This window comes from Streptomyces sp. NBC_00286, from assembly GCF_036173125.1.
In the GTDB taxonomy this organism is placed as follows: domain Bacteria; phylum Actinomycetota; class Actinomycetes; order Streptomycetales; family Streptomycetaceae; genus Streptomyces.
The window spans coordinates 6,410,636-6,432,629 of the sequence record NZ_CP108054.1 but is presented as its reverse complement, the minus strand read 5'-3'; the positions used below and the strand labels follow the sequence as shown (position 1 = coordinate 6,432,629).

The following is a 21,994-nucleotide window of genomic DNA, read 5'->3' as shown; positions in this document are numbered from 1 at the left end:
GACGGGGTCACGAACCGGCCACCCCACACAACTAATCCACATATACCGGGCATTTAGGGATGAGTGGACTCAGTGACTGGGAAGGACCGGCATGACTTCCGTTGGTTCGGGTAGCCGCGCGCCCATGGCTCGACCACACGCAAACCGATCAGGAACCGACAACGGGTCCCTCAGAGGTCTCAGCCGCCGCTCTTTGCTCACAGGAGCGGCGGCGCTGGGCGCTGCGGGAAGTCTCGGGGTGGCGGGCTGCAGCCGCGTCCCCGACGAGGGAAAGGTGCTGGGAGGCAGCCTGCTGGACACCCTGAAGGATCAGGGGTCCGTGAAAATCGGCATCGCCAGCGAGCCGCCGTTCGGTTATGTGGGAGACGACGGACAGGCCACCGGAGAAGCCCCCGCTATCGCCAAGGTTATCTTCGAGCGGCTCGGCATCGGCGAGATCAAGCCAGTGCCGGTGGAGTTCGGCGCCCTCATTCCCGGACTGAAGGCCCGACAGTTCGATGTGGTGTCCGCCGGGATGTACATCAATCCCGACCGGTGCGAGCAAGTGCTCTTCTCCGACCCGGACTACCTGATGCTGGACGCCTTCATCGTCAGGAAGGGCAATCCGCACGGCATCAAGACGTATGAGGACGTCAAGGCGAAGAATCTCAAGCTCGCCTCGGGAAAGGCCTACGCCCAAATCGACTCGGCCAAGGCCGCGGGTATCGGCAACATCCTGATCCTGCCGGACCAGGTCGCCGGCCTCGACGCGGTGGCCCAGGGGCGGGTGGACGCCTTCGCGGGTACCCGCATCACGGTCAGCGACGCGGTGAAGGGATCCAACCGGGCCGAGGCGACCGAACCCTTCCAGCCCGAGATCGACGGAAAGCCCGTCTACGGCGCGGGCGGATTCGCCTTCCGGCTGTCCGAGCAGAACTTCCGTGACGCCTTCAACGAGGAACTGCTCAAGCTCAAGGAGAACAACTACAAGGAGCTTCTCGAGATCGTCAGGCCCTTCGGTTTCGGCATGGCGGAGATGACCGATCTCACCGCGAAGGAGCTGTGTGCCGGATGATGAGCTCGGAGTTCTTCACCACGTGGTTCCTGCCGGGTATCTGGATCACCATCCAGGTGACGTTGTACTCGGCTGCTCTGGGCGCGGTCATCGCGTTCGGGATCGGTCTGGCACGCGATTCGCGATTCTGGATCGTACGTTTTCTCGCCGGGGTCTATTTCGAGATCTTCCGTGGCATGTCGGCCCTGGTGCTGATGTTCTGGATGTTCTTCGCCCTGCCGTTCTTCGGCTGGCAGTTGGTGCCCATGTGGGCGGGCGTCAGCGCGCTCGGCCTCACGTACGGCGCCTACGGTTCCGAGATCGTCCGCGGTTCCCTGGCCGCCGTAGCCCCGGCGCAGAAGGAGGCGGGCATCGCGCTCAACTTCACCCGTTGGCAGCGGCTGCGGCTGATCGAGATGCCGCAGGCGTGGCCCGAGATGGTGCCGCCGTTCAATAACCTGCTGGTCGAGCTGCTGAAGGGCACCGCCCTGGTCTCCGTCATCACGGTGGCCGACATGACCTTCGCCGGCAATCTGCTCCGGCTGGGCACCAATGAGACGACCCCGATCTACACGCTGTTGCTGGTCCTGTACTTCGTACTCGCCTTCCTCATCACCCGCGGAATGCGGCTGGTCGAGCGCAAGGCCAAGGCAGGCATCGGGCAGCAGCCGGAGAAGCGGGGCGGGATCACCGCCAAGCTCAGCGCCCGCGGCGAAGCACTGCAGGCCAGTACGGGTTCCGCGGGAGGCAAGTGATGAACTGGGACTGGCAAGTCGTAGACGACTTCATGCCGCGGTTCTGGGACGGCGTGCTGGTCACGCTGCAGGCCCTGGCCATCGGCACCCTGATCGCCTTCGCTCTCGGCCTCGTTTGGGCGATGGCACAGCGGTCCACGCTGGTGTGGGTGCGCTGGCCGGTCATCGCGTTCACGGAGTTCATCCGCAACACTCCGCTGCTGGTGCAGCTGTTCTTCCTGTTCTACGTGGTGCCGAACTTCGGCCCCTCGATGTCACCGCTCACCACCGGCATCATCGGCCTCGGGCTGCATTACTCCACGTACACCGCTGAGGTCTACCGCGCCGGCATCGACGGCGTGCCCGTCGGCCAGTGGGAGGCGGCCACAGCGCTGAATCTGCCCAAGGGCCGTACGTGGCGTGCGGTGATCCTGCCGCAGGCGATCCGCCGCGTCGTCCCGCCGCTGGGCAACTACGTCGTCGCCATGCTCAAGGACTCCCCGATGATCGCGACCATCGGCGCCTTCGACATGCTCGGCGAGGCCCAGGCCTTCAGCAACGAGACCTTCACCACGGAAGCCATCACCGTCGTGGGTGTGGCCTTCATCGTCATCGCCTACCCCGCTTCCCTCTTGATCCGAGCCCTGGAGCGTCGTCTTGTCCGCTGACACCCCTCTGCAGAAAGAACCCGAGAGCAGCCAGAACCCACCGGTGGACGGCAGCGAGCTGATCCGCTTCGACAAGGTCACCAAGCGCTTCGGCAGCAACGTCGTGCTCGACAACCTCGACTTCTCGGTGGACTCCGGCAAACACGTCACGCTGATCGGCCCGTCCGGCTCCGGCAAGACGACGATCCTGCGCCTGCTGATGACCCTGCTCAAGGCCGACGAAGGCACGATCAAGGTCAACGGCGACTACCTCACCCACGAGGAGAAGAACGGCAAGCTCGTCCCGGCGAGCGAGAAGCACATCCGCGAGGTCCGCAAGAACATCGGGATGGTCTTCCAGCAGTTCAATCTCTTCCCGAACATGAAGGTGCTGCGCAACCTCACCGAGGCGCCGGTCACCGTGCTCGGCATGTCCAAGGAGGCGGCCGAGGAACGGGCCCGTGACCTGCTCGAACTGGTCGGTCTGACCGAGCACATCGACAAGTACCCGACCCAGCTCTCCGGCGGCCAGCAGCAGCGCGTCGCGATCGCGCGGGCCCTAGCCATGCGGCCGAAGGTGCTGCTTCTGGACGAGGTCACCTCGGCCCTCGACCCCGAGCTGGTCGTGGGCGTCCTCGACGTGCTGCGGGACATCGCCCGCACCACCGACATCACGATGCTCTGCGTGACCCACGAGATGAACTTCGCCCGGGACATCTCGGACGCGGTCCTGATGTTCGACAAGGGCCGCGTCCTGGAATCCGGCCCCCCGGAGAAGATCTTCGGCGAACCGGAGCACGAGCGGACGCGGGAGTTCTTGAGCGCGGTGCTGTAGGCGCAGGTGCAGTCCCGCGCGGGCAGGTGCAGTCCCGCGCCCCTGGAGGAGGCCGGAGGCCTTCCTCCAGGGGCGCGGGGCTTTATCGATGTGCGGCTCCGTCGCGATGGGGGTCCCCCGCTCGAGCGAAGCCGAGAGCGGGGAGCGATCGAGGTCGAGCCATGGTGACTTGACTGTGGCATATGCCAGAGTGGCGCGTTCCTGCTGAGAGGGCCGGAACGCGCCATCCTTCTCGTCAACAGCCCCTCCCCGTCCGCCCATTGGCGGTTATCGTGGAAGCAGCCTCCATCCGAGAACGGCCAAGCAGCGCAGGGGGAACCGTGGCGCTCAAGCACGAGCCGACCGCGCCGTACCACTCGGCCCAGGACGCCCTGCGCGTACTGGAGACCGTGGCACGACACACCACCGGCGTCACCGACGCCGGGCTCGCCCGCGCGACCGGCCTCGGCACGGACCGGCTGACCCCGCTCCTGCGGATGCTGCGCCGCGAGGGATACGTCGAGCAGGTCACCGACGGCGCGTACGTCACCGGTGCCGCCCTCAGCAGGCTGACCTCGGCGCACGGCCGCGACCAGGCGCTGCGCGAGCAGGTCCAGCGGAACCTCGACCGGCTGCGGGACTCGGTGGGCGCCGCCGTCTACATCAGCCGTTACGTCGACGGCGAGGTCCACGTCACCCAGTGCGCCGAGGGCCCGAGCACCCCCGCGGTGAACGAATGGGTGGACTTCCGGCGCTCCGCCCACGCCAGCGCGATCGGCAAGAGCCTGCTCGGCCAGCTCGACGTGAACGCCCGCCGGGACCACCTCGCCCGCCACAAGATGGCCCGCCTCACCTCGCGCACCATCACCAACGAGCGAGTCCTGCTGTCCAGCCTGGACGCCCAGGCACCCAGCGTGCCGGTCCTCGACCTGCAGGAGTATGCGGTCGGCACGGTGTGCGCGGCGGTCCCCATCACGGCCGGCTCCGCCGTGGGCTGCCTGGCCCTGTCCCTCCCGGTCGCCCACGCGCACCGGCTGCGAGCGGCGGCGGACACCCTGAACCGGAGCGCGGCACCGGTACTGCTGTCCCTCGCGCTCTGAGCCACCGGGGCCGATCGGGCACTGGTCAAAAGCACCCCAGCGGACCAGGTACTATTTTCTCCGTCGCCGACCGCCGCAAGCGGGAGGCGGGAGTCATGCGCCGCTAGCTCAGTTGGTTAGAGCAGCTGACTCTTAATCAGCGGGTCCGGGGTTCGAGTCCCTGGCGGCGCACAACCGAAGGGCCTCTCGCGGAAGCGAGAGGCCCTTCGACGTATGCCCGGGCCATCCAGCCGCGGTCACGGTCACAGTCACGGGGTCATCGTGACGCCGTCGACGACGACGGTGTCGCTGGTATTGCTCGGGGTCTCCTCGAAGCCGAAGACGTCGGACGTCTGGTTGTACGTGACCATGAAGCCGATACAGAACACCGCGGCCACCCCGAGGAACGCCAGGATGGCAACGGTGGACGCCGCCAGCCTGGCCCGGCGCGGCTCCTTCGCCGTGGCGACCACATCGCGGCCCTCGGCGTAGTACACGGTGACGAAGTCGCCCTCGACGATCGTCGCCGGGCCGTCCTCCTCCTCGAAGCGAACCGTCTGGCCGTCGCGAGCCGTGAACTCGTAGACGTGGTGCAGCGTGGTCCTCACGGACGTGTCGTTGCTGCCGCCGTGCGTCGTCGTGAACATCCGCAGACAGCGCCCCTCGGCCGTGAGGCCGCTGCGCCAGGCGCTGCGGATCTGCAGCGAGCGGCGCACCACGCGGTACGCGCCGAAGAGGACCACGGCCAGGATCACGCTCGGCACCATGTAGAACAAGAAGTCGATCATGCTTCCCCCGAGGTCAGGTACTGCTTGTGGGGGGGAACCTACCCGCGGGGGAAGCACGCCTGTCTCAAGTAACGCTCAGAGATCCGGAGTTGGATGGGACCGTGCCTGATCAGAACGTGCCTGATCAGAACGTGCCTGATCAGAACGTATCGGATCAGAGCATGCCGGATCAGAACGTGACGTCCGAGCAGGCGTAGAACGCGTTGCCCGTGTCGGCGATCGTCCACACCGCGAGGATCACGTGGTGCCCGCTCTTGCCGGACGGCAGGGTGCCGCTGTGGGAGAGCGTCGCCGGGGGCTGGCCGTTGTAGGGGACGGTCAGGAACGGGGTGGTGTCGAGGGCGGCCCGGGTCAGTGGGGCGTTCTCGTTCCACCCGTTCTTGGTGACGTAGTACCGGAAGTCGGTCGTCGAGTGCCGCGCCGTGAACTGCCAGCGGAAGGTGTAGCTCTGCCCGCCGTTGACCTTGGTGGTGGGCCAGGCGCCGCCGGACGGCGTCTTCGGCTGGTCGAGCGCGCTGAAGTGGCCATGGCCGGCGGAACAGATCTGCCCGTCCGCGGGTCCGGCCGCCGGGAAGCCCTTGGGACCCTCGACGCTCTGGGGCTCCCACTGGATGGCCCCGCAGTTGGTCACGGTGCCGTTGGCGCAGAGCTTCTGCCGGCTGATGGGGAGGTCGGTGTAGCCGTGGCCGCTGGCGCCGCCGCTGGAGAGCACGAACGCTCCCGTGGTGGCGAGGCCGACCACAACCGCGTACCACTTGGTCTTCTTGCCGATCCTTGTACGCATGCTGCCGCTCCTGGAGAACGTGGGGGATTTCCGTGAGCTGTGCGTGCGCATCGCGATGCGTGGACCGATGACTACTCAGTCTTCAGTCTCAGGTCTAGACCAAGCCCAGATTATTGCGACCCCTTGAACATGTCCATACCAATCGCGGAAACGTCCATACCAATCGTCGACAGGACCCGATGGCACCGGTCCCGGGACTTCTCCACCAGCTCCCCGTTAGGGTCATCGTTCGTCGCGACCCAGTCCCGCGCCTGCTCCTCACTCCGCCCACCCGCCAACTGCCGCTCCACCAGCCGGGTTTGGCGTACGTCCCCTGGCGCCTCCACATACCAGCACGCCCGCATGAGCGCGTACGCCTCGCGCCATCCCGGCAGATCGCAGGCCAGGTAGTTCCCCTCGGTGACGATGAGCCGGGCGGCGGGCGGCACCAAGTGGCGCGCGGCGATGGGCTCGTCGATGGTGCGGTCGTAGTCCGGTACGTAGATGTCGGCGCCGGTGTCCTCCAGCACCCGGCGCAGCAGCGCGACGTATCCCCACACATCGAAGCTGGGCTCGGAACCCTTACGGGAGGTCAGCCCGAGCCGCTCCAACTGCCGGTTGGAGAGGTGGAACCCGTCGAGGGGCAGATAGGCGGCCTGCCCGCCAAGGTGCGCGACCAGGGCGCGAGCGAGGGTGGACTTCCCGGCTCCGGGCGGGCCCGCGAGCCCGAGCACGGCACGCGGCAGGCCATCGGCCAGCCGCCAGGCGTCGGCGGCGAGGGTGACGAGGGCAGGGCGGTCAGCGATCTCCATGACGGTATGGAACGCCATCGCGGGGCCCTCCACCAGAGGCTCCACGCGCCGAGGGCCGATGCGGTACGGGGCGGGGGATGCCCCGCCACCACCACCGAACACCTCGGCCGCCCGCCCCAGCCGCCCACCAGGCCACCGGCACCCCCCGACCACGGGGCGCCGCGAGCGCCGAGGCAACGCCACGGGGCGCCCCTAAAGGAGGCCGCAGGCCTTCCTTTAAGGGGCGCGGGGCTGTGACATCTGCGGCTCCGCCGCGGGGCGCGACCAGCCACGACGGCGCCGCAGCTTCAAACCTGCCCTTCCAGCGGAGCGTCCAGCGCCGCGAGCCGCCGCCGCTGTATCACTGCGGCAACCTCAGGCGCGTACTCCGTCCGCAACGGCTGCACGGAGAACACCTGAAGGCCCGCCGCCACCGCGTCCGCCGCCACGAGGCGAGTCAGCTTCTCGCGGACCCCCTCCCCGTCGGCCGGAAGCCGAGCCAGCGCCGCCTCCACGCACTCGCGCAGATACCGCTCGTATTCCTCGACGCCGAGCGCGGCCCGAGCGGTGTCCCTGACCCGCCAGATCACCAACACCACGACGCGCAGGGCGAGCCCATGCGCGTCAACGGCCGGCATCGGCTCACTGCGCCAGTGCCGCAGCCGTACGTCGATCCGGCGCCGCAGCAGCAACGGGTTCACCCACATCAGCCCCGTACGCCGAACGGTGCCCCGGTAGCGCCCGAAGAGCCCGAGCACCCAGGCACACCCGGTCCGCCCCCGGGCCAACCCCCCGAACCCAAAGAGCCCGACCGCCCCGGACACGGCGAACGCCGCCCACTGCGGAGCACCGAGCCCGGCACCCGCGTACGCGGGCAGTCCCGTCAACTCCCGCGCGAGGGAAGGCAGTACGCCCGCCCACCAGCCCGTCACCACACACCCGGCGACCCCGCCACCCCCGGCCAGCACACCCACCGCCCCCGGCAGCACCCGCGCCGACCGCTCCACCAGCTCAGGATCGACAACCGCCGCCGCCACCGACTCCCGCCGAACCACCCGCGGCTGCTCCCCAGTCCCCCGCCGAGGAGCGACGTGCCCAACCTGCCCGGCCTGTCCGCCCGACCCGACCTCGGTCGGCCGGAACAACAGATGCACCGGAATCTCGGTGGTCGCCTCGTTGTGAATCAACCGCGGCACCCGGGACCCTTCAGGACCCTGCTCCGACTCCGAAGTAGTCGTACTCATCGGCCGCCCCCTTCGGGTGGAGATGTCCGCACTCGCGCACATACGCCAGTTTCTCAACCCCCACCAACAACCGCATGCTGACGGTCCGAACGACGTACGGCACCAGGCAACCGCGGCGAGGCCCTGCGCGGTCCCGCGCCCCTGAAGGAGGCCGCAGGCCTTCCTTCAGGGGCGCGGGGCTGTGACATCTGCGGCTCCGCCGCGATGGGGGTCCCCCCGCTCATGGGGGTCCCCCCGCTCGAGCGAAGCCGAGAGTGGGGGAGGAGCCGAGAGTGGGGGAGGAGCCGAGAGTGGGGGAGGAGCCGAGAGTGGGGGAGCGACCAGCCCCCACCGACCCGCAGCCTCATCACCGCACCGCACCGCCCCCTCATCACCGCACCCCCAGCGGGAGCGAAGCCGCTACCCTCTCGCCATGGCGCGTGACCTGCAGGAGCGGATCAAGAAGCTGATCATCGACCGTCGGCTGCCCTCGGGCGCCCCGCTGCCGACCGAGCCCGAGCTGATGGAGCTCCTCGGCGCCAGCCGGAATTCCGTGCGCGAGGCACTGAAGGCCCTCCAGGCGATGGGCATCGTCGAGATCCGGCACGGCTTCGGGACGTATGTGGGCCCGATGTCGATGGCGCCGATGATCGAGGGCCTCGCCTTCCGTACGGTCGCCGGGCACTACCGCGGGGAAGACTCCCTGGTCCAGCTGCTCGAGCTGCGCGAGGCCGTGGAGACCGGGCTCATCTCGCGGCTCGCGGGCCGCATCCCGGAGGCGGACCTCGTTGAACTGGACGCCCTCGTCGACCGTATGGAGAGTCAGGCCGCCGAAGGGGCAGGCCTCGCGGAGACCGATCGGGCCTTTCACGCCACGCTGTACCGGGGGCTCGGCAACCTTCTGCTGGGCGAGGTCCTGGAGGCGTTCTGGGACGCCTTCCACCGCGTACGCACGGATCTCGTGGAACCGCCGCAGGATCCGAAGGTCACGTGTCGGCAGCATCGGGAGATCCTCGACGCGGTCCGAACTGGTGATGCTCTGCGGGCTGAGGACGCAATAAGAGAACACTTTGGTCACATTCGAACACGCCTGACCGCTACCGCACCGCATGAGACCATCAGTCCTCCTAATTAGCGCGAATGACCGGTAAACAGCACGTTTCGCGTCTTGCGATCATGATGATCGCCGTAGAACCCTGAACCCTGGGCTACAAGAGGCTGCGGTTACTCGGCAGTTGGGGGCCGGGAAAGCGGTTGCACCGAAGGCGGGGAGGAGGGGCCCCGTTCAGAGCCCGATGCCGAGGGGGGCATCATGCAACCGGAGGACCACCGTTCCATGTCTATAGGGTGTGGGTGGTGTGGTGACGGGGGCCTGCTATTGATACGCCTGTGAAAGTCGAGGGGGACCGAACAGGCGCATACGGAACAAGGAGCACGCGATGCACTGCGTGTGGGGGGATGACTCATGACGTCGACGCCGAACGGCGGCCGGCAGAACTCTGACCCGTCTCAGACGACCCAGCTCAGGGTGCCGTCACAGACGACGACGGGCAGTTTCCGCAGGATCAAGAAGACACTGCCGAGATACGACTACGAGCACTACAGCAGGCTCTCGGGTCCTCTCACGCAGCCCGATCCGCACAAGCCGTACCGGGTCAAGTACCGCTCCCTGATCTCGCAGGAGCCGCACCGCATCCGCGTCGCCCTGATGCTGATAGCCGCCCCGGTCCTGTCGCTGGTGCTGCTCGCCTGGCTGCTGCAGCCCACGCACTGGACCGAACGCGAGAACCCGGTCTACGACTTCCTGCCCGCGCTCGACGTCGTGATGCTCGTCTCGATCGGTCTGATCGAGTTCTTCCGCTGCATGAACGTGGTGTCGAACGCGCACGCCACGCTGGTCGCCCGCGACCCCATCCCGGTGGTGCCCGAGACCGGCACCAGAGTGGCCTTCCTCACCTCCTTCGTGCCCGGCAAAGAGCCGCTGGAGATGGTGACGAAGACGCTCGAGGCCGCGGTGAAGATCCGCCACCGAGGCCTCATGCACGTCTGGTTGCTCGACGAGGGCGACGACCCCGAGGTGAAGGAAGTCTGTGCGCGCCTCGGTGTGCACCACTTCTCCCGCAAGGGCGTCGCGAAGTGGAACCAGAAGAAGGGCCCGCACCGCGCCAAGACCAAGCACGGCAACTACAACGCCTGGCTGGACGCGCACGGTGACGACTACGACTACTTCGCCTCGGTCGACACCGACCACGTGCCGCTGCCCAACTACCTGGAGCGGATGCTCGGTTTCTTCCGCGACCCGGATGTCGGCTTCGTCATCGGCCCGCAGGTGTACGGCAACTACGACAACCCCATCACCAAGTCCGCCGAGTCGCAGCAGTTCCTGTTCCACGCGCTGATCCAGCGCGCGGGCAACCGCTACGGCTCCCCCATGTTCGTCGGCACGTCAAACGCCGTGCGGATCAAGGCACTCAAGCAGATCGGCGGTCTGTACGACTCGATCACCGAGGACATGGCGACGGGCTTCGAGATCCACCGTCACAAGAACCCGGCGACGGGCAAGAAGTGGCGCTCGGTCTACACCCCCGACGTGCTCGCGGTCGGCGAGGGCCCCAACGCCTGGACGGACTTCTTCACCCAGCAGATGCGCTGGTCGCGAGGAACGTACGAGACGATCCTCAAGCAGTACTGGAAGGGCTGGTACTCGCTGCCGCCGAGCAAGCTCTTCAACTACACGATGATGATCATCTTCTACCCGATGTCCGCCCTCAACTGGATCCTGGCGGCGCTGAGTTGTGCGCTGTTCCTGGGCCTGGGCGCCTCGGGTGTGAACATCGACCCGGCGATCTGGCTGATGCTGTACGGCAACGCCTCGGCGCTGCAGATCGGCCTGTACGTCTGGAACCGCCGCCACAACATCTCTCCGCACGAGCCGGAGGGTTCCGGCGGTGTGGCAGGCATGATCATGTCCGCACTGTCGGCGCCGCTCTACGCGAAGGCGCTGATCGACTCCGTACTGCGCCGCAAGAGCAAGTTCGTGGTCACGCCGAAGGGCGACTCGGCGAGCCCGGACACCTGGTTCGGGACCTTCCGTTACCACTGGTACTTCATCTTGATCTTCGCCGGTTCGATCAGTGCCGGCTTCTACTTCGGCAACTCGCACCCGGCGATGGTCATCTGGGCGTCGTTCGCGCTTCTGATCACCGCCTCACCGATGTTCGCCTGGCGTTATCAGATGCGCCAGGACGCGAAGAAGCCGCCGTCCGCTCCGCCGGAGTCGCAGGACGCCGTGACCACACCACAGCCTCTGCCCACCCATCACCCCGCCCCGCACGGACAGCACAAGCCGAGCTGGGCGGCGGACGGGGGCAGTGACCAGACAGTGCAGATCGCTCTTGGGGGACGCAAGAAATGAAAGACCGCTCCAGCCGCCGCCGCGCCCGCCGCATCGCGATAGGCGCGGCGGTGGTGGTGGCGCTGGCGGGGATGAACGGGCCGGCGCTCTACCGCTTCGGTTCGGCCAAGTACCACGACTACAAGATCAACCAGCCCGAGTACAAGGCCGCGAACGGCAAGTGGGAGATTATCGAGTTCCCGGAGGAGTACCGCCAGAACACCATCCACGCTGCGCTGCTGCGCACGGGCAAGGTCCTGATGGTCGCGGGCTCGGGGAACAACCAGGACAACTTCGACGCCAAGAAGTTCGACACCCGCATCTGGGACCCGGTCAAGGGCACCATCAAGAAGATCGACACGCCCAAGGACCTGTTCTGCACGGGCCACACCCAGCTCGCCAACGGCAATCTGCTGATCGCGGGCGGCACCAAGCGGTACGAGAAGCTCAAGGGTGACGTCACCAAGGCCGGCGGCCTGATGATCGTCCACAACGAGAACCCGGACAAGCCGATCACCATCCCGGCGGGCACCAAGTTCACGGGCAAGGAGAACGGCAAGACGTTCGTGTCGAAGGACCCGGTCGTCGTCGAGCGCGCCAAGAAGAATTTCGACAAGGAGACCGGCAAGTTCCTGGGGAACGAGCCGGGCCTGGGCCGTATCTACGTCGAGGCGCAGAAGCGCGGCGCGAAGTACGAGACCGGCACCGAGGACAACTACACGATCCAGGGCCTGAAGGGCGCCGACGCGCGTAACACGTACGGCATCGCGCAGAAGCTGGCCCTCGACAAGAAGGACTTCCAGGGCATCAGGGACGCCTTCGAGTTCGACCCGATCGCCGAGAAGTACATCAAGGTCGATCCGATGAAGGAGGCGCGCTGGTACCCGACGCTCACCACGCTCTCCGACGGCAAGATCCTCAGCCTCTCCGGCCTGGACGAGATCGGCCAGCTGGTGCCGGGCAAGAACGAGGTCTACGACCCGAAGACCAAGGAGTGGGAGTACACCGAGGAAGTCCGGCAGTTCCCGACGTACCCGGCGATATCCCTGATGCAGAACGGCAAGCTGTTCTACTCGGGCGCCAACGCCGGCTACGGCCCGGACGACGTCGGCCGTGACCCGGGCATCTGGGACCTGAAGACGAACAAGTTCGACAAGGTCCCCGGCCTGTCCGACCCCAAGCTCCTGGAGACCGCGGGCACGGTGCTGCTGCCGCCCGCGCAGGACGAGAAGTACATGGTGATCGGCGGCGGCGGCGTCGGCGAGTCCAAGGAGTCCAGCAAGAAGACCCGCATCATCGATCTGCTGGAGGACGACCCGAAGTTCGTGGACGGGCCAGAACTGGACAAGGGCACCCGCTACCCGCAGTACTCGATCCTGCCCGACGACAACGTGCTGGTGTCCGGCGGCTCCGAGGACTACCGCGGGCGCGGCGACTCCAACATCCTCGAGGCCCGGCTCTACGACGCGAAGAGCAACGAGATGAAGCGGGTCGCCGACCCGCTCGTGGGCCGCAACTACCACTCGGGCTCGATCCTGCTGCCCGACGGCCGCGTGATGGTCTTCGGCTCGGACTCGCTCTACGCGGACAAGGCCAACACCAAGCCCGGCAAGTTCGAGCAGCGCATCGAGATCTACACGCCGCCGTACCTCTACGGCGATGCGCAGCCCACGCTCTCCGGCGGTCCGAAGACCATCAAGCGCGGCGAGTCGGCGACGTTCAAGTCCGAGCACTCCTCGTCCATCAAGACGGCCCGCCTGATCCGGCCGAGCGCCTCGACGCACGTAACCGACATCGACCAGCGGTCCATCGCCCTGGACCTGGAGAAGACGGACGGCGGCATCGAGGTCACCATCCCGAAGAACCGCAACCTGGTCCAGTCGGGCTGGTACATGTTGTTCGTGACGGACGACCAGGGCACACCGAGCAAGGCCCAGTGGGTCAAGGTCCCGTGATCCTTCCCTGACAGCGGGCAGAGTTACGCAACTGGGGGCGCCCTCCGCCAAGGAGGGCGCCCCCAGTCACGTACGACCTGCAGCTCCTGCTACTCGCTCTACTCGCTGGCCTTCGCGAGCTCCAGCGCGTACTCCGGCCACCACTCGCCCGCGTTCGGGCCGCCCCTGCAGGTGCCGTCGGACTCGCCGGGCCGCTTGACCCACAGGTAGGCGTCGACGAGGTCGTCGCCGGTCTTCGTCGTGGGCTCCTCGCCGAGCGCGCGGCCCGGCGGGTTGCACCAGGGATCCTTGCCCTCGGTGTACGGACCGTTGCCGTTGCGGCTGGTGTCGATCACGAAGGGCTTGTTGCCGATCTTCGCCGACAGTTCTTTGCCGTACTTGGTGCTGTCCTCGGTGCTGTAGAAGTTCGACACGTTCACCGAGAAGCCGTCGGCCTGGTCGATGCCCGCCCGCTTGAGCGGATCGTAGAGATCGCTCGGGTTGTTGCCCGCGTTGCCCGCGTCCAGGTAGACCTTCGTGTTCTTCAGGGACCCGAGCTTCTCGACGGCGCCCTTGAGAAGGTCGAGGCGCTCCTGGTGGAACTCCTGGGCCGTGCAGCCGTCCACCACGTGCAGCAGGGCGTCCGGCTCCAGGATCACCGTCGCGTTCCGGTCGCCGATGCCGTCGGCGACCTGGTCGATGAACTCCCGGTAGGCATTGCCGTCCTTGGCGCCGCCCTGCGAGAACTGGCCGCAGTCGCGGTGCGGAATGTTGTAGACGACGAGCAGCGCGTCCCGGTCGGCCTTCTCGGCCGCCTCGGTGACTTCGCGCGCCTCGGCCTCCGCTTCCTCCGGAGTGATCCACTCGCCTGTGGGATGCGCGGCGATCTTCTTGATCAGCTCGGCTTCTTCCTTCTTCCCCTCCTCAGTGAAGGTGCTCACCTGCTGAGCCGCGTTCCCGTCGGGGTTGACCCAGTACGGGTCGTCGCCCTTCGGCTGCTGGCTGACCTGGCCGGCCGGCTCCTTCTCCCCATCGCCGTCGTCCCCGGAGGAGGAACACCCCGCGAGCAGCAGCACCACTCCGGCCACCGCCACGGACGCCCTGGCTCCGGCCCCCCTGCGCTCGTACATCCAACTCCCCCCATGGTGCACTGTTCGAAGTACCAATCCTGACATACGCCTCTGTGCGCTCACGAGGGCGTCCGCCCCTTGTCGGACACCTGTTACAGCGCCGGCGCTCCGCTGGGAGGGCGGTTCGAAACTGCGGGTCCGCTGTGGCTGGTCGCGCCCCCGGCGGAGCCGCAAATGTCACAGCCCCGCGCCCCTTACGGGGCGCACGCGCACCTAGCCCGGCCGACGACCGCTCCCCCTGAGTCGCCGACCGGGCTGGTCCTCGACCACGCGCGCACGGGCTGCGGGAGTAACCCGGCGTCGGCGCGGGAGGCCTCGGAGCGTAAATGTCCAAGTCCGGAACGACTCTAGAACGGATGAGCGTTTAGGCCTAGAGCCTGTTCGGCTGTCAGCTTGGAGAAGTCCGGTGCGGTATCGCGGCGCCCCGAGGAGGCCGCAGGCCTCTAAGGGGCGCGGGGAACTGCGCGACCAGCCCCCACCGGCCCGCAGGTTATCTACGTGCTCCCAGCGGAGCGGCACCCGTGAGGTACGCCGACACCACCACGTTCGCCGTGTACGCACGGGCTCCCGGGTCGAAGCGCCCACCGCAGGTGACGAGGCGGAGTTCGGCGCGCCCCGGCCGCCGGACTCCGTACGCCTGCCGCGCATCGAAACGGTCGCGCGCGAGCACCTGGACGTCGTCCACGGTGAACTCGGCGACCGTGCCGTCGTCCCGGATCACCCGCACCTTCGCGCCCGGCCGCAGCTCGCTGAGGCGGCGGAAGACCGCGGGCCTGGAGTCGGTGTCGACGTGCCCCACGAGCAGCGCGGCTCCCTCGGCGCCGGGGCTCGCACCGGCCCCGTACCACCCGACGGCTCCCGCCCGGGAATAGGGCGGCACCTCGATCGCCCCGCGCGCATCAAGCCCGCGGACCATCACGGGCGCCCGCACCCCGAGCGACGGAACGACCAGCCGTTCCGGCCGCACCGCACCCGCCAACGGCTCGGCGGCGGGCGGCAGTTGGACCCCGCGCGGCCGCCCCACCGCCGCCACGTCACCCGTGGTCGGCGCGGACGTCCCCGGGCGTACGTCGGTCACTTCGCGGCCCCACAGCCACAGCCCGAGCAACAGCACCGCCCAGACGACGCCCATCGTGAGGCGGCCGGCGCCGGAGGTACGTTCCCGGTCGGACATGGCCGCCCCTCACCTGCCGCGTCCCCGGCGCACACTGCGCACCGCCACAGCCACCGCGGCGGCCCCCGCCAGAACGAGACCGACCACGGTGTGCGGGGTGCCGGGCCCCTCCGCCCGCTCCTGAGCGGCGGACAACCGCGCGGACCCACCGCCGCCGGCGCTCACGGGGGCGGTGGGGGACTGGGGGGCGGAGGGCGCGGCGGGCCCGGCGGCCGCGGAGGGCTTCTTTACGACGGTGAGGGTGCCCGTGGCCTTGCCCGGCTCGTCGGCGTCGTCGGCGTCGTCGGCCTTGTCGCCGAGGCCGCCACAGGTGACCTCGATGTCGTACGTGCCCGGGGTGAGCGTCGAGCGGATCCGCGTATCGCCGACGAGTTCGCCGGTTCGCCCGGCCAGCAGGGCGTCCGCGACGAACGCCCGGGACGTGGCGGCGGCTGTGCCCGACGTCCCCGCCGGGCAGCCCCGAGCCCGTACCTGGATGTCGCTGCCGGGGGTCGGGGTCGCCGGTGAGACGGAGACGTCCGTGTCCATGGGGAGGGCGTCCATGGGGAGGGCGGAGGCGGGGACAGGGGTGAGCGCGCCGGCGACCACGGCACCGGCACAGAGAGTCAGTTGCAGTGAGCCCATCGTGAACCTCCGAATACGTCGAGACTCCTCTCCCGGGCGCGTAAACGCACGTGGGGAGGGGCCTCGGTTGATCCGTTCGGGTAACTGGTTCGGGTACTTGGGATGACTGACAAGAGGAGCCGTTCGGAAACCGGCTCACACCCGGTCGACGAGGGCGGCGATCGAGTCGACGACCTTGGACGGGCGATACGGGTACCGCTCGACGTCCTCGGGCGTGGTCAGCCCGGTCAGCACCAGGAACGTCATCATCCCCGCCTCCAGTCCGGCCAGGACATCCGTGTCCATCCGGTCGCCGATCATGGCGCTGGTCTCGGAGTGCGCGCCGATGGCATTGAGCCCCGTACGCATCATCAGCGGGTTCGGCTTGCCCGCGAAGTACGGCTTCTTGCCGGTCGCCTTGGTGATCAGCGCGGCCACGGCGCCGGTGGCGGGCAACGGGCCCTCGGCGGACGGCCCGGTCTCGTCGGGGTTGGTGCAGATGAAACGGGCCCCGCCGTTGATCAGCCGCACCGCCTTCGTCATGGCCTCGAATGAATAAGTACGGGTCTCGCCGAGGACTACATAGTCGGGCTCGTGGTCGGTGAGGACGTACCCGATGTCGTGCAGCGCCGTGGTCATGCCCGCCTCGCCTATGACGTACGCGGTGCCGCCGGGCCGCTGGTCGTCCAGGAACTGGGCGGTGGCCAGGGCGGAGGTCCAGATGTTCTCGACGGGGACGTCCAGCCCCATGCGCTGGAGGCGGGCGTGCAGGTCACGGGCGGTGTAGATGGAGTTGTTGGTGAGCACCAGGAAGGGGCGCCCGGACTCCCTGAGCTTCTTGATGAAGGCGTCGGCGCCGGGGATGGGCACGCCCTCGTGGATGAGTACACCGTCCATGTCGGTGAGCCACGACTCGATGGGCTTGCGCTCTGCCATGTCCGGTCTCCTGACGTACGCGTGTGCCAGCGTCTCAGGGTAGCCAGCGGCCGGATCTTGACGGAGGGGAGTCCGGCCTGTGGGCAGGCCGGGTGGGCAGCGAAGGGCGGCAGGCGGCTCGGGGCTCAGCGTCGGCGGCGGCGTCGGGCGATGAGCATGGCGCCGGCGCCGGTGGCGATGAGCAGCAGGCCGGCGGCCGCCGTTCCGAGAAGCCCACGCCGGGAGGCGGGCCCGGTACCGGCCAGCTCGTCGGGGAACGGGAACCCTTTCTCGGGTACGGGTTCGGGGGTTGCCCCGTCTGGAGACTCTTGAGGATCTTGAGGCAACTGGCTTGGGTCTCGGGGCACTTGAGACGCGTCCTCATCGACGATACGAAACCGGTAGTCGTTCGACTGCCCCACCCAGTCCCCATCATCGCCATCGTCATGCCGCCGCACGACGGCCGCGCTGGCAACAACATCGTTGGACACGGCACCCTCGGCAACAGCAAGCCGAACCCTGACGGACACCGTCTTACCCGCCCCCACGCTGAACCCCGAAAACCCCCCGTCCCCGTCATCGAACACCCCGACGCTCTCGTCCTCCCCACTCCGCTCGAAGCGGACGGGATACGCCCGCGCCCCCGCGCCTTCCGATTCGTAGAACTGGAGCCGCACCTGCCCACCCTCCAGCACCCGCTTCTGATCCACCAGCACGACGACGGGGTGGATGCTCCGGCACGTCTCCCGGGTGGTGTTGGTGAGCGCGAGATACCAGCTCCGATATCCACCTCCGGCCTCATACACGGAGGGCCCACCGTGAATCCGAGTACGGATAGGGAATGCCCGACTGCCGGAGGGGGCAGAGCAGTTGGGCTCGGGAGCGAGGGCGTGCGCGGGCAGGGGAGCAAGGGCGGCGGCTAGGGAGAGAACCAGGAGGAAAGCGGACAAAGAGGTAGGCAGTCGCATGAACACAGGAGCCTGCCGGGGCCCACGACGGCAGGCAGTCTGAGGGCTCCTGCCGGACCCCGTTCGGGGGTCGATTTCAGCACGTCGGCTCAGCGGGGGCCTGTCCGGCGGCCAGGCCTTTGCGCCGGCTCTGCGGGGACCTATCCGCCGGTCCCTACTCTGCGCCTGCGGGGACCTATCCGCCGGTCCCTACTCTGCGCCGCCGCAGCGTGGGCCCCATCCGCCGGTCACGCCCCTGCGCCGGCTCAGCGCGGACTTGGCCGCCGAGCACGGCTCAGCAGCGGAGGGGCACCCCTACACGTCGCCTCAGCAAGGGCGCCCCTTAAGGGGCGCGGGGCTGTATCAATTTGCGGCTCCGCCGCGATGGGGGTCCCCCCGCTCATGGGGGTCCCCCCGCTCGAGCGAAGCCGAGAGTGGGGGAGGAGCCGAGAGTGGGGGAGGAGTCGAGAGTGGGGGAGGAGTCGAGAGTGGGGGAGCGACCAGCCACAACGCACCCGCACCCGCACCCGCACCCGCACCCGCACCCGCACCCGCACCCGCGAAGTCACCCCCCGAGCTCCCGAGCTACTACCCCTCGGCCCGCCCAAACAACGGCGCCAACAACAACTGAGCAGCCCCCTCAGCCACCCCCCACTCCCCGCCGGAGGCAACCCGCACAGGCACGGGACTACTGGCCCCCTCCCGCCGAGCTCGAGCATCGAGCACGGCCCCCACCCCCCGAACAAACCGCTCAGGCTCAGCAGTCACAATCCGCCCACCCAACAGCACAAGATCAATATCAAGCAGCCCCACCACATTGGCAGCGCCGGCGCCCAGCACCCGAGCCGCCTCGTCCACATCCCCCCGAGCCACAGCCTCCAGGCACAACACCTCGACGCACCCTCGATCCCCGCACGAACACACCGGCCCGTCCAGCTGGATCACCTGATGCCCGAACTCCCCCGCCCCGGTATGCGCCCCCCGATGCACGGCCCCACCCAGTACGAGCCCGGCCCCCAGCCCCGTACCAAGATGCAGATACGCGAAGGACCCGACCTCCCCTTCCACCGCGAGCCCGAGCGCAGCGGCATTCGTGTCCTTGTCCAGTACGACCGGCATCCCCAGCCGCCGAGCCAACGCGTCCCGCAGCGGAAACCCGTCCCACTCGGGAAACCCGGTCACCCGATGCAGCACCCCGTGGGTGTGGTCGAGAGGCCCGGGCATGGCAACCCCGACTCCCAGAACCGCCCCCAGCTCCTCGTCCACCCCTCCGACCAGCCCTTCGACCTCCCTCGCGGCCACCTCCACCACGGCCTCCGCGCCCGCCCCCAGATCCAGTGGCCCCCGCCGCTCCCCCGCGACCGCCCCGGTCAGATCGACGAGTACGGCCCGCAGCTCATCGCGTTCAAGATGCAGGCCCACCGCATGCCCGGCCTCCGGTACGAGGCGCAGCGACGTCCGCGGCTTGCCGCCCGTGGAGGCCTGGCGCCCCGCCTCCTCCACCAGCCCGTCGTCCCGCAGCCGCGCGGTGATCTTGCTGACGGCCTGCGGAGTCAGCCCCGTACGCTCGGCGAGTTCGAGCCGGCTGATGCCCGCGCGCCCGGCGCTGCGCAGCAGATCGAGCACCAGCGCGGCGTTGTAGCCGCGCAGTGCGTAGAGATTCGCTCCGCCTCCGCCGTTGGTCCTGTTCACGAACCCATTGTCCCCCGGGTTGCTGTTTGGCAACAGCGTTGCTTAAGTGTGGGGCATGGTGGAGAACATGACCGACACCCCTCCTGTCGCCCCCTCCCGCGCATCCCGCGTAGGCCTCATCGGCTACGGCCTCGCAGGCTCCGTCTTCCACGCCCCCCTGATCGCCGCCACCGAGGGACTCCGCCTCGACACGATCGTCACGGCGAATCCGGAGCGGCAGCAGCAGGCGCGTACCGAATTCCCGGACGTACGGATCGCGGCGTCCCCCGAGGAACTCTGGGCCCGCGCCGACGACTTGGACCTGATCGTCATCGCCTCCCCGAACAAGACCCACGTCCCGCTCGCCACCGCCGCCCTCAAGGCGGGCCTCCCGGTCGTGGTCGACAAGCCGATCGCGGGCACGGCGGCCGAGGCACGTGAACTGGCCGCGTTGGCCGACGCCCGCGGACTCCTCCTCTCCGTCTTCCAGAACCGCCGCTGGGACCACGACTTCCTGACCCTCCAGAAGCTCCTCGCCGACGGCGAACTCGGCGACGTCTACCGCTTCGAGTCCCGCTTCGAGCGCTGGCGCCCCGAGCTCAAGGGCGGCTGGCGCGAGTCCGGCGACCCGGAAGAGGTCGGAGGTCTGCTGTACGACCTCGGCAGTCACGTCGTCGACCAGGCCCTGGTCCTCTTCGGCCCCGCGGCCTCGGTGTACGCGGAGTCGGACGTACGCCGCCCCGGCGCGGAGGCGGACGACGACACGTTCATCGCGCTCACGCACACGAACGGCGTCCGCACCCACCTCTACGCCTCCGCCACCACCGCCCAACTAGGCCCCCGCTTCCGCGTCCTGGGCTCGAAGGCCGGCTACGTGAAGTACGGCCTGGACCCCCAGGAAGCCGCCCTCCGCGAGGGCGAACGCCCAACACCGGACAAGGACTGGGGAGTTGAGTCCGAGAACCTGTGGGGCCGCATCGGCTCCGGCGAGTCCCCCGTAACCGGCGGCGGCCGTCCCATCCCCACCCTCCCGGGCGCCTACCCCGCCTACTACGCCGCCCTCGCCGCCGCCCTCCAAGGCACCGCCGAAAACCCGGTCACCGCCCTGGAAGCGGCCGCAGCCCTGGACGTACTGGAAGCCGCCCGCCACTCGGCCCGCAACGGAATGACGGTGACCCTGTGACCCCCGACTCCTCCACCCTCGCCCCCAGCATCGCCGAACTGGAGGCCCAGGAACGCCGCTTGACGCTCCCCCACTTCACCTACGACGACGCCTGGACCCTGGGCACACTCATGGTCGACCTCGCCCGCGAGCGGGCCGCCCCGGTAGCCATCGACATCACCCGCTCCGGCCAACAGCTCTTCCACGCCGCCCTCCCCGGCTCCACCCCCGACAACGACGCCTGGATCACCCGTAAACGCCGAGTCGTAGAGCGCTACGCCGCCTCGTCCCTCCTCGTCGGCACCCGCTTCCGAGCCAAGGGCACCACGTTCGAGGACGACTCCCGCCTCGACCCGGACGTGTACGCGGCCCACGGCGGCGCCTTCCCGATCACGGTCGAGGGCGCGGGCGTGATCGGCACGGTGGTGGTGTCGGGACTGCCGCAGCTGGAGGATCACGCGATGGTGGTGGAGGCGCTGGAGCGGTTTATCGCGGGCTAGGCGTTGCCGGAGGCCGCCTTGGCCGGGGCGCCGCCCTCGCGCGGGAACTCGGCCGTGGTGAGCTTGATACCAACCGGAGTCTGGGTCAGGTCAATCTCGTCGCCGAAGTCCAGGGTCAGATTCGCGCGATACTCGCCGCCCTTGGGACGGGCATGCAGGTGCCACTCGCCGGTGTACGGGTCGACGATCAGGTACACCGGCACCCCGGCGGCGGCGTAGGTCTCGAGCTTCGGGCCGTAGTCGTTGGCCGCTGTGTCCTTGGAGATCACCTCAGCGACGAACTCGACGTCCTGGTAGCGCCAGCGGCCCTTGTCGTCCTGGACCGCGCCTTCCTTGAGGGCGACGACATCGGAGGCGTAGCCGTTCAGGCGGCCGGGGTAGTCGATCCGGACGTCCGACTTCAGGCGCTGGCGAGGGTACTTCGCCCTAAGCTGCTCGACGATATCCAGGATGATGTCCCAGTGGTTGTCCCTCTGCGGCGACATGTAGATGGCCCCCTGGACGATCTCGACCTTGAATCCCTCGGGGGCGGGCTCAAGCCACTCGAACATCTTGTCGAGGGTGAGCTCGTCGCTCTGCTCGGCCATCACGATCCTGTCTTCGAGAACAGACACCGTTGCCGCTCCTCCCCGCTGCCGCACGGTTGGCGGGCAGTCGCGCAGTACAACGATACGCTCGGCACCCCGGTCACG

The 21,994-nt window shown here is 68.4% G+C and carries 21 protein-coding genes and 1 tRNA gene; 11 read left to right on the top strand and 11 right to left on the bottom strand.

Annotated features, from left to right (window positions below; translation table 11 throughout):
* The first annotated feature begins 124 nt into the window (after positions 1 to 124).
* The 6 genes from ehuB to OHT21_RS29670 all read left to right on the top strand — a co-directional run bounded on the left by ehuB (position 125) and on the right by OHT21_RS29670 (position 4,499).
* Positions 125 to 1,054, top strand: a complete 930-nt coding sequence (ehuB, locus tag OHT21_RS29695; protein ID WP_328771348.1) for an ectoine/hydroxyectoine ABC transporter substrate-binding protein EhuB — start codon at positions 125 to 127, stop codon at positions 1,052 to 1,054.
* Complete coding sequence (gene ehuC, locus OHT21_RS29690; protein ID WP_443050445.1) at positions 1,051 to 1,788, top strand: ectoine/hydroxyectoine ABC transporter permease subunit EhuC; 738 nt, start codon at positions 1,051 to 1,053, stop codon at positions 1,786 to 1,788. Before ehuB ends, ehuC begins: the two co-directional genes overlap by 4 nt.
* Positions 1,788 to 2,435: an ectoine/hydroxyectoine ABC transporter permease subunit EhuD gene (ehuD, locus tag OHT21_RS29685; protein ID WP_328771347.1), complete on the top strand. Its 648-nt coding sequence runs from the start codon at positions 1,788 to 1,790 to the stop codon at positions 2,433 to 2,435. The genes ehuC and ehuD overlap by 1 nt, the downstream gene beginning before the upstream one ends.
* A gap of 43 nt (positions 2,436 to 2,478) precedes the next feature.
* Entirely contained in the window at positions 2,479 to 3,249 is a 771-nt protein-coding gene (ehuA, locus tag OHT21_RS29680; protein ID WP_443050679.1) for an ectoine/hydroxyectoine ABC transporter ATP-binding protein EhuA, read from the top strand.
* A gap of 320 nt (positions 3,250 to 3,569) precedes the next feature.
* Positions 3,570 to 4,328, top strand: coding sequence for an IclR family transcriptional regulator (locus tag OHT21_RS29675; RefSeq protein WP_328771345.1), 759 nt, complete (start codon positions 3,570 to 3,572; stop codon positions 4,326 to 4,328).
* Between the two features lie 97 nt (positions 4,329 to 4,425).
* A tRNA-Lys gene (locus OHT21_RS29670) sits at positions 4,426 to 4,499 on the top strand.
* Between the two features lie 77 nt (positions 4,500 to 4,576).
* Here the strand turns inward: OHT21_RS29670 and OHT21_RS29665 are convergent.
* The 4 genes from OHT21_RS29665 to OHT21_RS29650 all read right to left on the bottom strand — a co-directional run bounded on the left by OHT21_RS29665 (position 4,577) and on the right by OHT21_RS29650 (position 7,893).
* Positions 4,577 to 5,095, bottom strand: coding sequence for a DUF3592 domain-containing protein (locus OHT21_RS29665; protein ID WP_328771344.1), 519 nt, complete (start codon positions 5,093 to 5,095; stop codon positions 4,577 to 4,579).
* A 169-nt stretch (positions 5,096 to 5,264) separates the two neighbouring features.
* Positions 5,265 to 5,879 (bottom strand): lytic polysaccharide monooxygenase auxiliary activity family 9 protein, encoded by a 615-nt coding sequence (locus tag OHT21_RS29660; RefSeq protein WP_328771343.1) that lies wholly within the window; start codon positions 5,877 to 5,879, stop codon positions 5,265 to 5,267.
* A gap of 110 nt (positions 5,880 to 5,989) precedes the next feature.
* Complete coding sequence (locus OHT21_RS29655; protein ID WP_328771342.1) at positions 5,990 to 6,688, bottom strand: nucleoside/nucleotide kinase family protein; 699 nt, start codon at positions 6,686 to 6,688, stop codon at positions 5,990 to 5,992.
* Between the two features lie 269 nt (positions 6,689 to 6,957).
* Positions 6,958 to 7,893 (bottom strand): SPFH domain-containing protein, encoded by a 936-nt coding sequence (locus OHT21_RS29650; protein ID WP_328771341.1) that lies wholly within the window; start codon positions 7,891 to 7,893, stop codon positions 6,958 to 6,960.
* A 412-nt stretch (positions 7,894 to 8,305) separates the two neighbouring features.
* Between OHT21_RS29650 and OHT21_RS29645 the strand changes: the two genes are divergently transcribed.
* The 3 genes from OHT21_RS29645 to OHT21_RS29635 all read left to right on the top strand — a co-directional run bounded on the left by OHT21_RS29645 (position 8,306) and on the right by OHT21_RS29635 (position 13,221).
* Positions 8,306 to 9,007, top strand: coding sequence for a FadR/GntR family transcriptional regulator (locus OHT21_RS29645; RefSeq protein WP_328771339.1), 702 nt, complete (start codon positions 8,306 to 8,308; stop codon positions 9,005 to 9,007).
* Between the two features lie 330 nt (positions 9,008 to 9,337).
* A complete protein-coding gene (locus OHT21_RS29640) occupies positions 9,338 to 11,287 on the top strand; it encodes a glycosyltransferase family 2 protein (protein WP_328771338.1) in 1,950 nt (649 codons plus the stop codon).
* A complete protein-coding gene (locus OHT21_RS29635) occupies positions 11,284 to 13,221 on the top strand; it encodes a kelch motif-containing protein (RefSeq protein WP_328771337.1) in 1,938 nt (645 codons plus the stop codon). The genes OHT21_RS29640 and OHT21_RS29635 overlap by 4 nt, the downstream gene beginning before the upstream one ends.
* Before the next feature lie 98 nt (positions 13,222 to 13,319).
* On the opposite strand, the gene OHT21_RS29630 is transcribed toward OHT21_RS29635, so the two are convergent.
* The 6 genes from OHT21_RS29630 to OHT21_RS29605 form a co-directional block, all read right to left on the bottom strand.
* Positions 13,320 to 14,330: a glycoside hydrolase family 6 protein gene (locus tag OHT21_RS29630; RefSeq protein ID WP_328771336.1), complete on the bottom strand. Its 1,011-nt coding sequence runs from the start codon at positions 14,328 to 14,330 to the stop codon at positions 13,320 to 13,322.
* 490 nt (positions 14,331 to 14,820) lie between these two features.
* Positions 14,821 to 15,504, bottom strand: a complete 684-nt coding sequence (locus tag OHT21_RS29625; RefSeq protein ID WP_328771335.1) for a class F sortase — start codon at positions 15,502 to 15,504, stop codon at positions 14,821 to 14,823.
* 9 nt (positions 15,505 to 15,513) lie between these two features.
* Entirely contained in the window at positions 15,514 to 16,128 is a 615-nt protein-coding gene (locus tag OHT21_RS29620; RefSeq protein ID WP_328771334.1) for a hypothetical protein, read from the bottom strand.
* A 135-nt stretch (positions 16,129 to 16,263) separates the two neighbouring features.
* Positions 16,264 to 17,043: an HAD-IIA family hydrolase gene (locus OHT21_RS29615; protein ID WP_328771333.1), complete on the bottom strand. Its 780-nt coding sequence runs from the start codon at positions 17,041 to 17,043 to the stop codon at positions 16,264 to 16,266.
* 125 nt (positions 17,044 to 17,168) lie between these two features.
* Positions 17,169 to 17,828, bottom strand: coding sequence for a hypothetical protein (locus tag OHT21_RS29610; RefSeq protein ID WP_328771332.1), 660 nt, complete (start codon positions 17,826 to 17,828; stop codon positions 17,169 to 17,171).
* Positions 17,829 to 18,557: 729 nt separating this feature from the next.
* Positions 18,558 to 19,661, bottom strand: coding sequence for an ROK family transcriptional regulator (locus OHT21_RS29605; protein ID WP_328771331.1), 1,104 nt, complete (start codon positions 19,659 to 19,661; stop codon positions 18,558 to 18,560).
* A 67-nt stretch (positions 19,662 to 19,728) separates the two neighbouring features.
* Here OHT21_RS29605 and OHT21_RS29600 point away from each other — a divergent pair, with 67 nt between their 5' ends.
* Both OHT21_RS29600 and OHT21_RS29595 read left to right on the top strand, forming a co-directional pair.
* Positions 19,729 to 20,823: a Gfo/Idh/MocA family oxidoreductase gene (locus OHT21_RS29600; RefSeq protein ID WP_328771330.1), complete on the top strand. Its 1,095-nt coding sequence runs from the start codon at positions 19,729 to 19,731 to the stop codon at positions 20,821 to 20,823.
* Positions 20,820 to 21,302 (top strand): heme-degrading domain-containing protein, encoded by a 483-nt coding sequence (locus OHT21_RS29595; RefSeq protein WP_328771329.1) that lies wholly within the window; start codon positions 20,820 to 20,822, stop codon positions 21,300 to 21,302. The genes OHT21_RS29600 and OHT21_RS29595 overlap by 4 nt, the downstream gene beginning before the upstream one ends.
* Here OHT21_RS29595 and OHT21_RS29590 read toward each other — a convergent pair.
* Complete coding sequence (locus OHT21_RS29590) at positions 21,299 to 21,916, bottom strand: Uma2 family endonuclease (protein WP_328771328.1); 618 nt, start codon at positions 21,914 to 21,916, stop codon at positions 21,299 to 21,301. The genes OHT21_RS29595 and OHT21_RS29590 overlap by 4 nt on opposite strands.
* Between the last annotated feature and the right edge of the window lie 78 nt (positions 21,917 to 21,994).

Bases quoted from the DNA above. Each gene is read 5' to 3' on its own strand.
- OHT21_RS29625 (WP_328771335.1), bottom strand. From the start codon at position 15,504: ATGTCCGACCGGGAACGTACCTCCGGCGCCGGCCGCCTCACGATGGGC.
- OHT21_RS29645 (WP_328771339.1), top strand. From the start codon at position 8,306: ATGGCGCGTGACCTGCAGGAGCGGATCAAGAAGCTGATCATCGACCGT.
- ehuB (WP_328771348.1), top strand. From the start codon at position 125: ATGGCTCGACCACACGCAAACCGATCAGGAACCGACAACGGGTCCCTC.
- OHT21_RS29600 (WP_328771330.1), top strand. From the start codon at position 19,729: ATGACCGACACCCCTCCTGTCGCCCCCTCCCGCGCATCCCGCGTAGGC.
- OHT21_RS29630 (WP_328771336.1), bottom strand. From the start codon at position 14,330: ATGTACGAGCGCAGGGGGGCCGGAGCCAGGGCGTCCGTGGCGGTGGCC.
- OHT21_RS29660 (WP_328771343.1), bottom strand. From the start codon at position 5,879: ATGCGTACAAGGATCGGCAAGAAGACCAAGTGGTACGCGGTTGTGGTC.
- OHT21_RS29640 (WP_328771338.1), top strand. From the start codon at position 9,338: ATGACGTCGACGCCGAACGGCGGCCGGCAGAACTCTGACCCGTCTCAG.
- OHT21_RS29665 (WP_328771344.1), bottom strand. From the start codon at position 5,095: ATGATCGACTTCTTGTTCTACATGGTGCCGAGCGTGATCCTGGCCGTG.
- OHT21_RS29650 (WP_328771341.1), bottom strand. From the start codon at position 7,893: ATGAGTACGACTACTTCGGAGTCGGAGCAGGGTCCTGAAGGGTCCCGG.
- ehuC (WP_443050445.1), top strand. From the start codon at position 1,051: ATGATGAGCTCGGAGTTCTTCACCACGTGGTTCCTGCCGGGTATCTGG.
- ehuD (WP_328771347.1), top strand. From the start codon at position 1,788: ATGAACTGGGACTGGCAAGTCGTAGACGACTTCATGCCGCGGTTCTGG.
- OHT21_RS29635 (WP_328771337.1), top strand. From the start codon at position 11,284: ATGAAAGACCGCTCCAGCCGCCGCCGCGCCCGCCGCATCGCGATAGGC.
- OHT21_RS29620 (WP_328771334.1), bottom strand. From the start codon at position 16,128: ATGGGCTCACTGCAACTGACTCTCTGTGCCGGTGCCGTGGTCGCCGGC.
- OHT21_RS29655 (WP_328771342.1), bottom strand. From the start codon at position 6,688: ATGGCGTTCCATACCGTCATGGAGATCGCTGACCGCCCTGCCCTCGTC.
- OHT21_RS29615 (WP_328771333.1), bottom strand. From the start codon at position 17,043: ATGGCAGAGCGCAAGCCCATCGAGTCGTGGCTCACCGACATGGACGGT.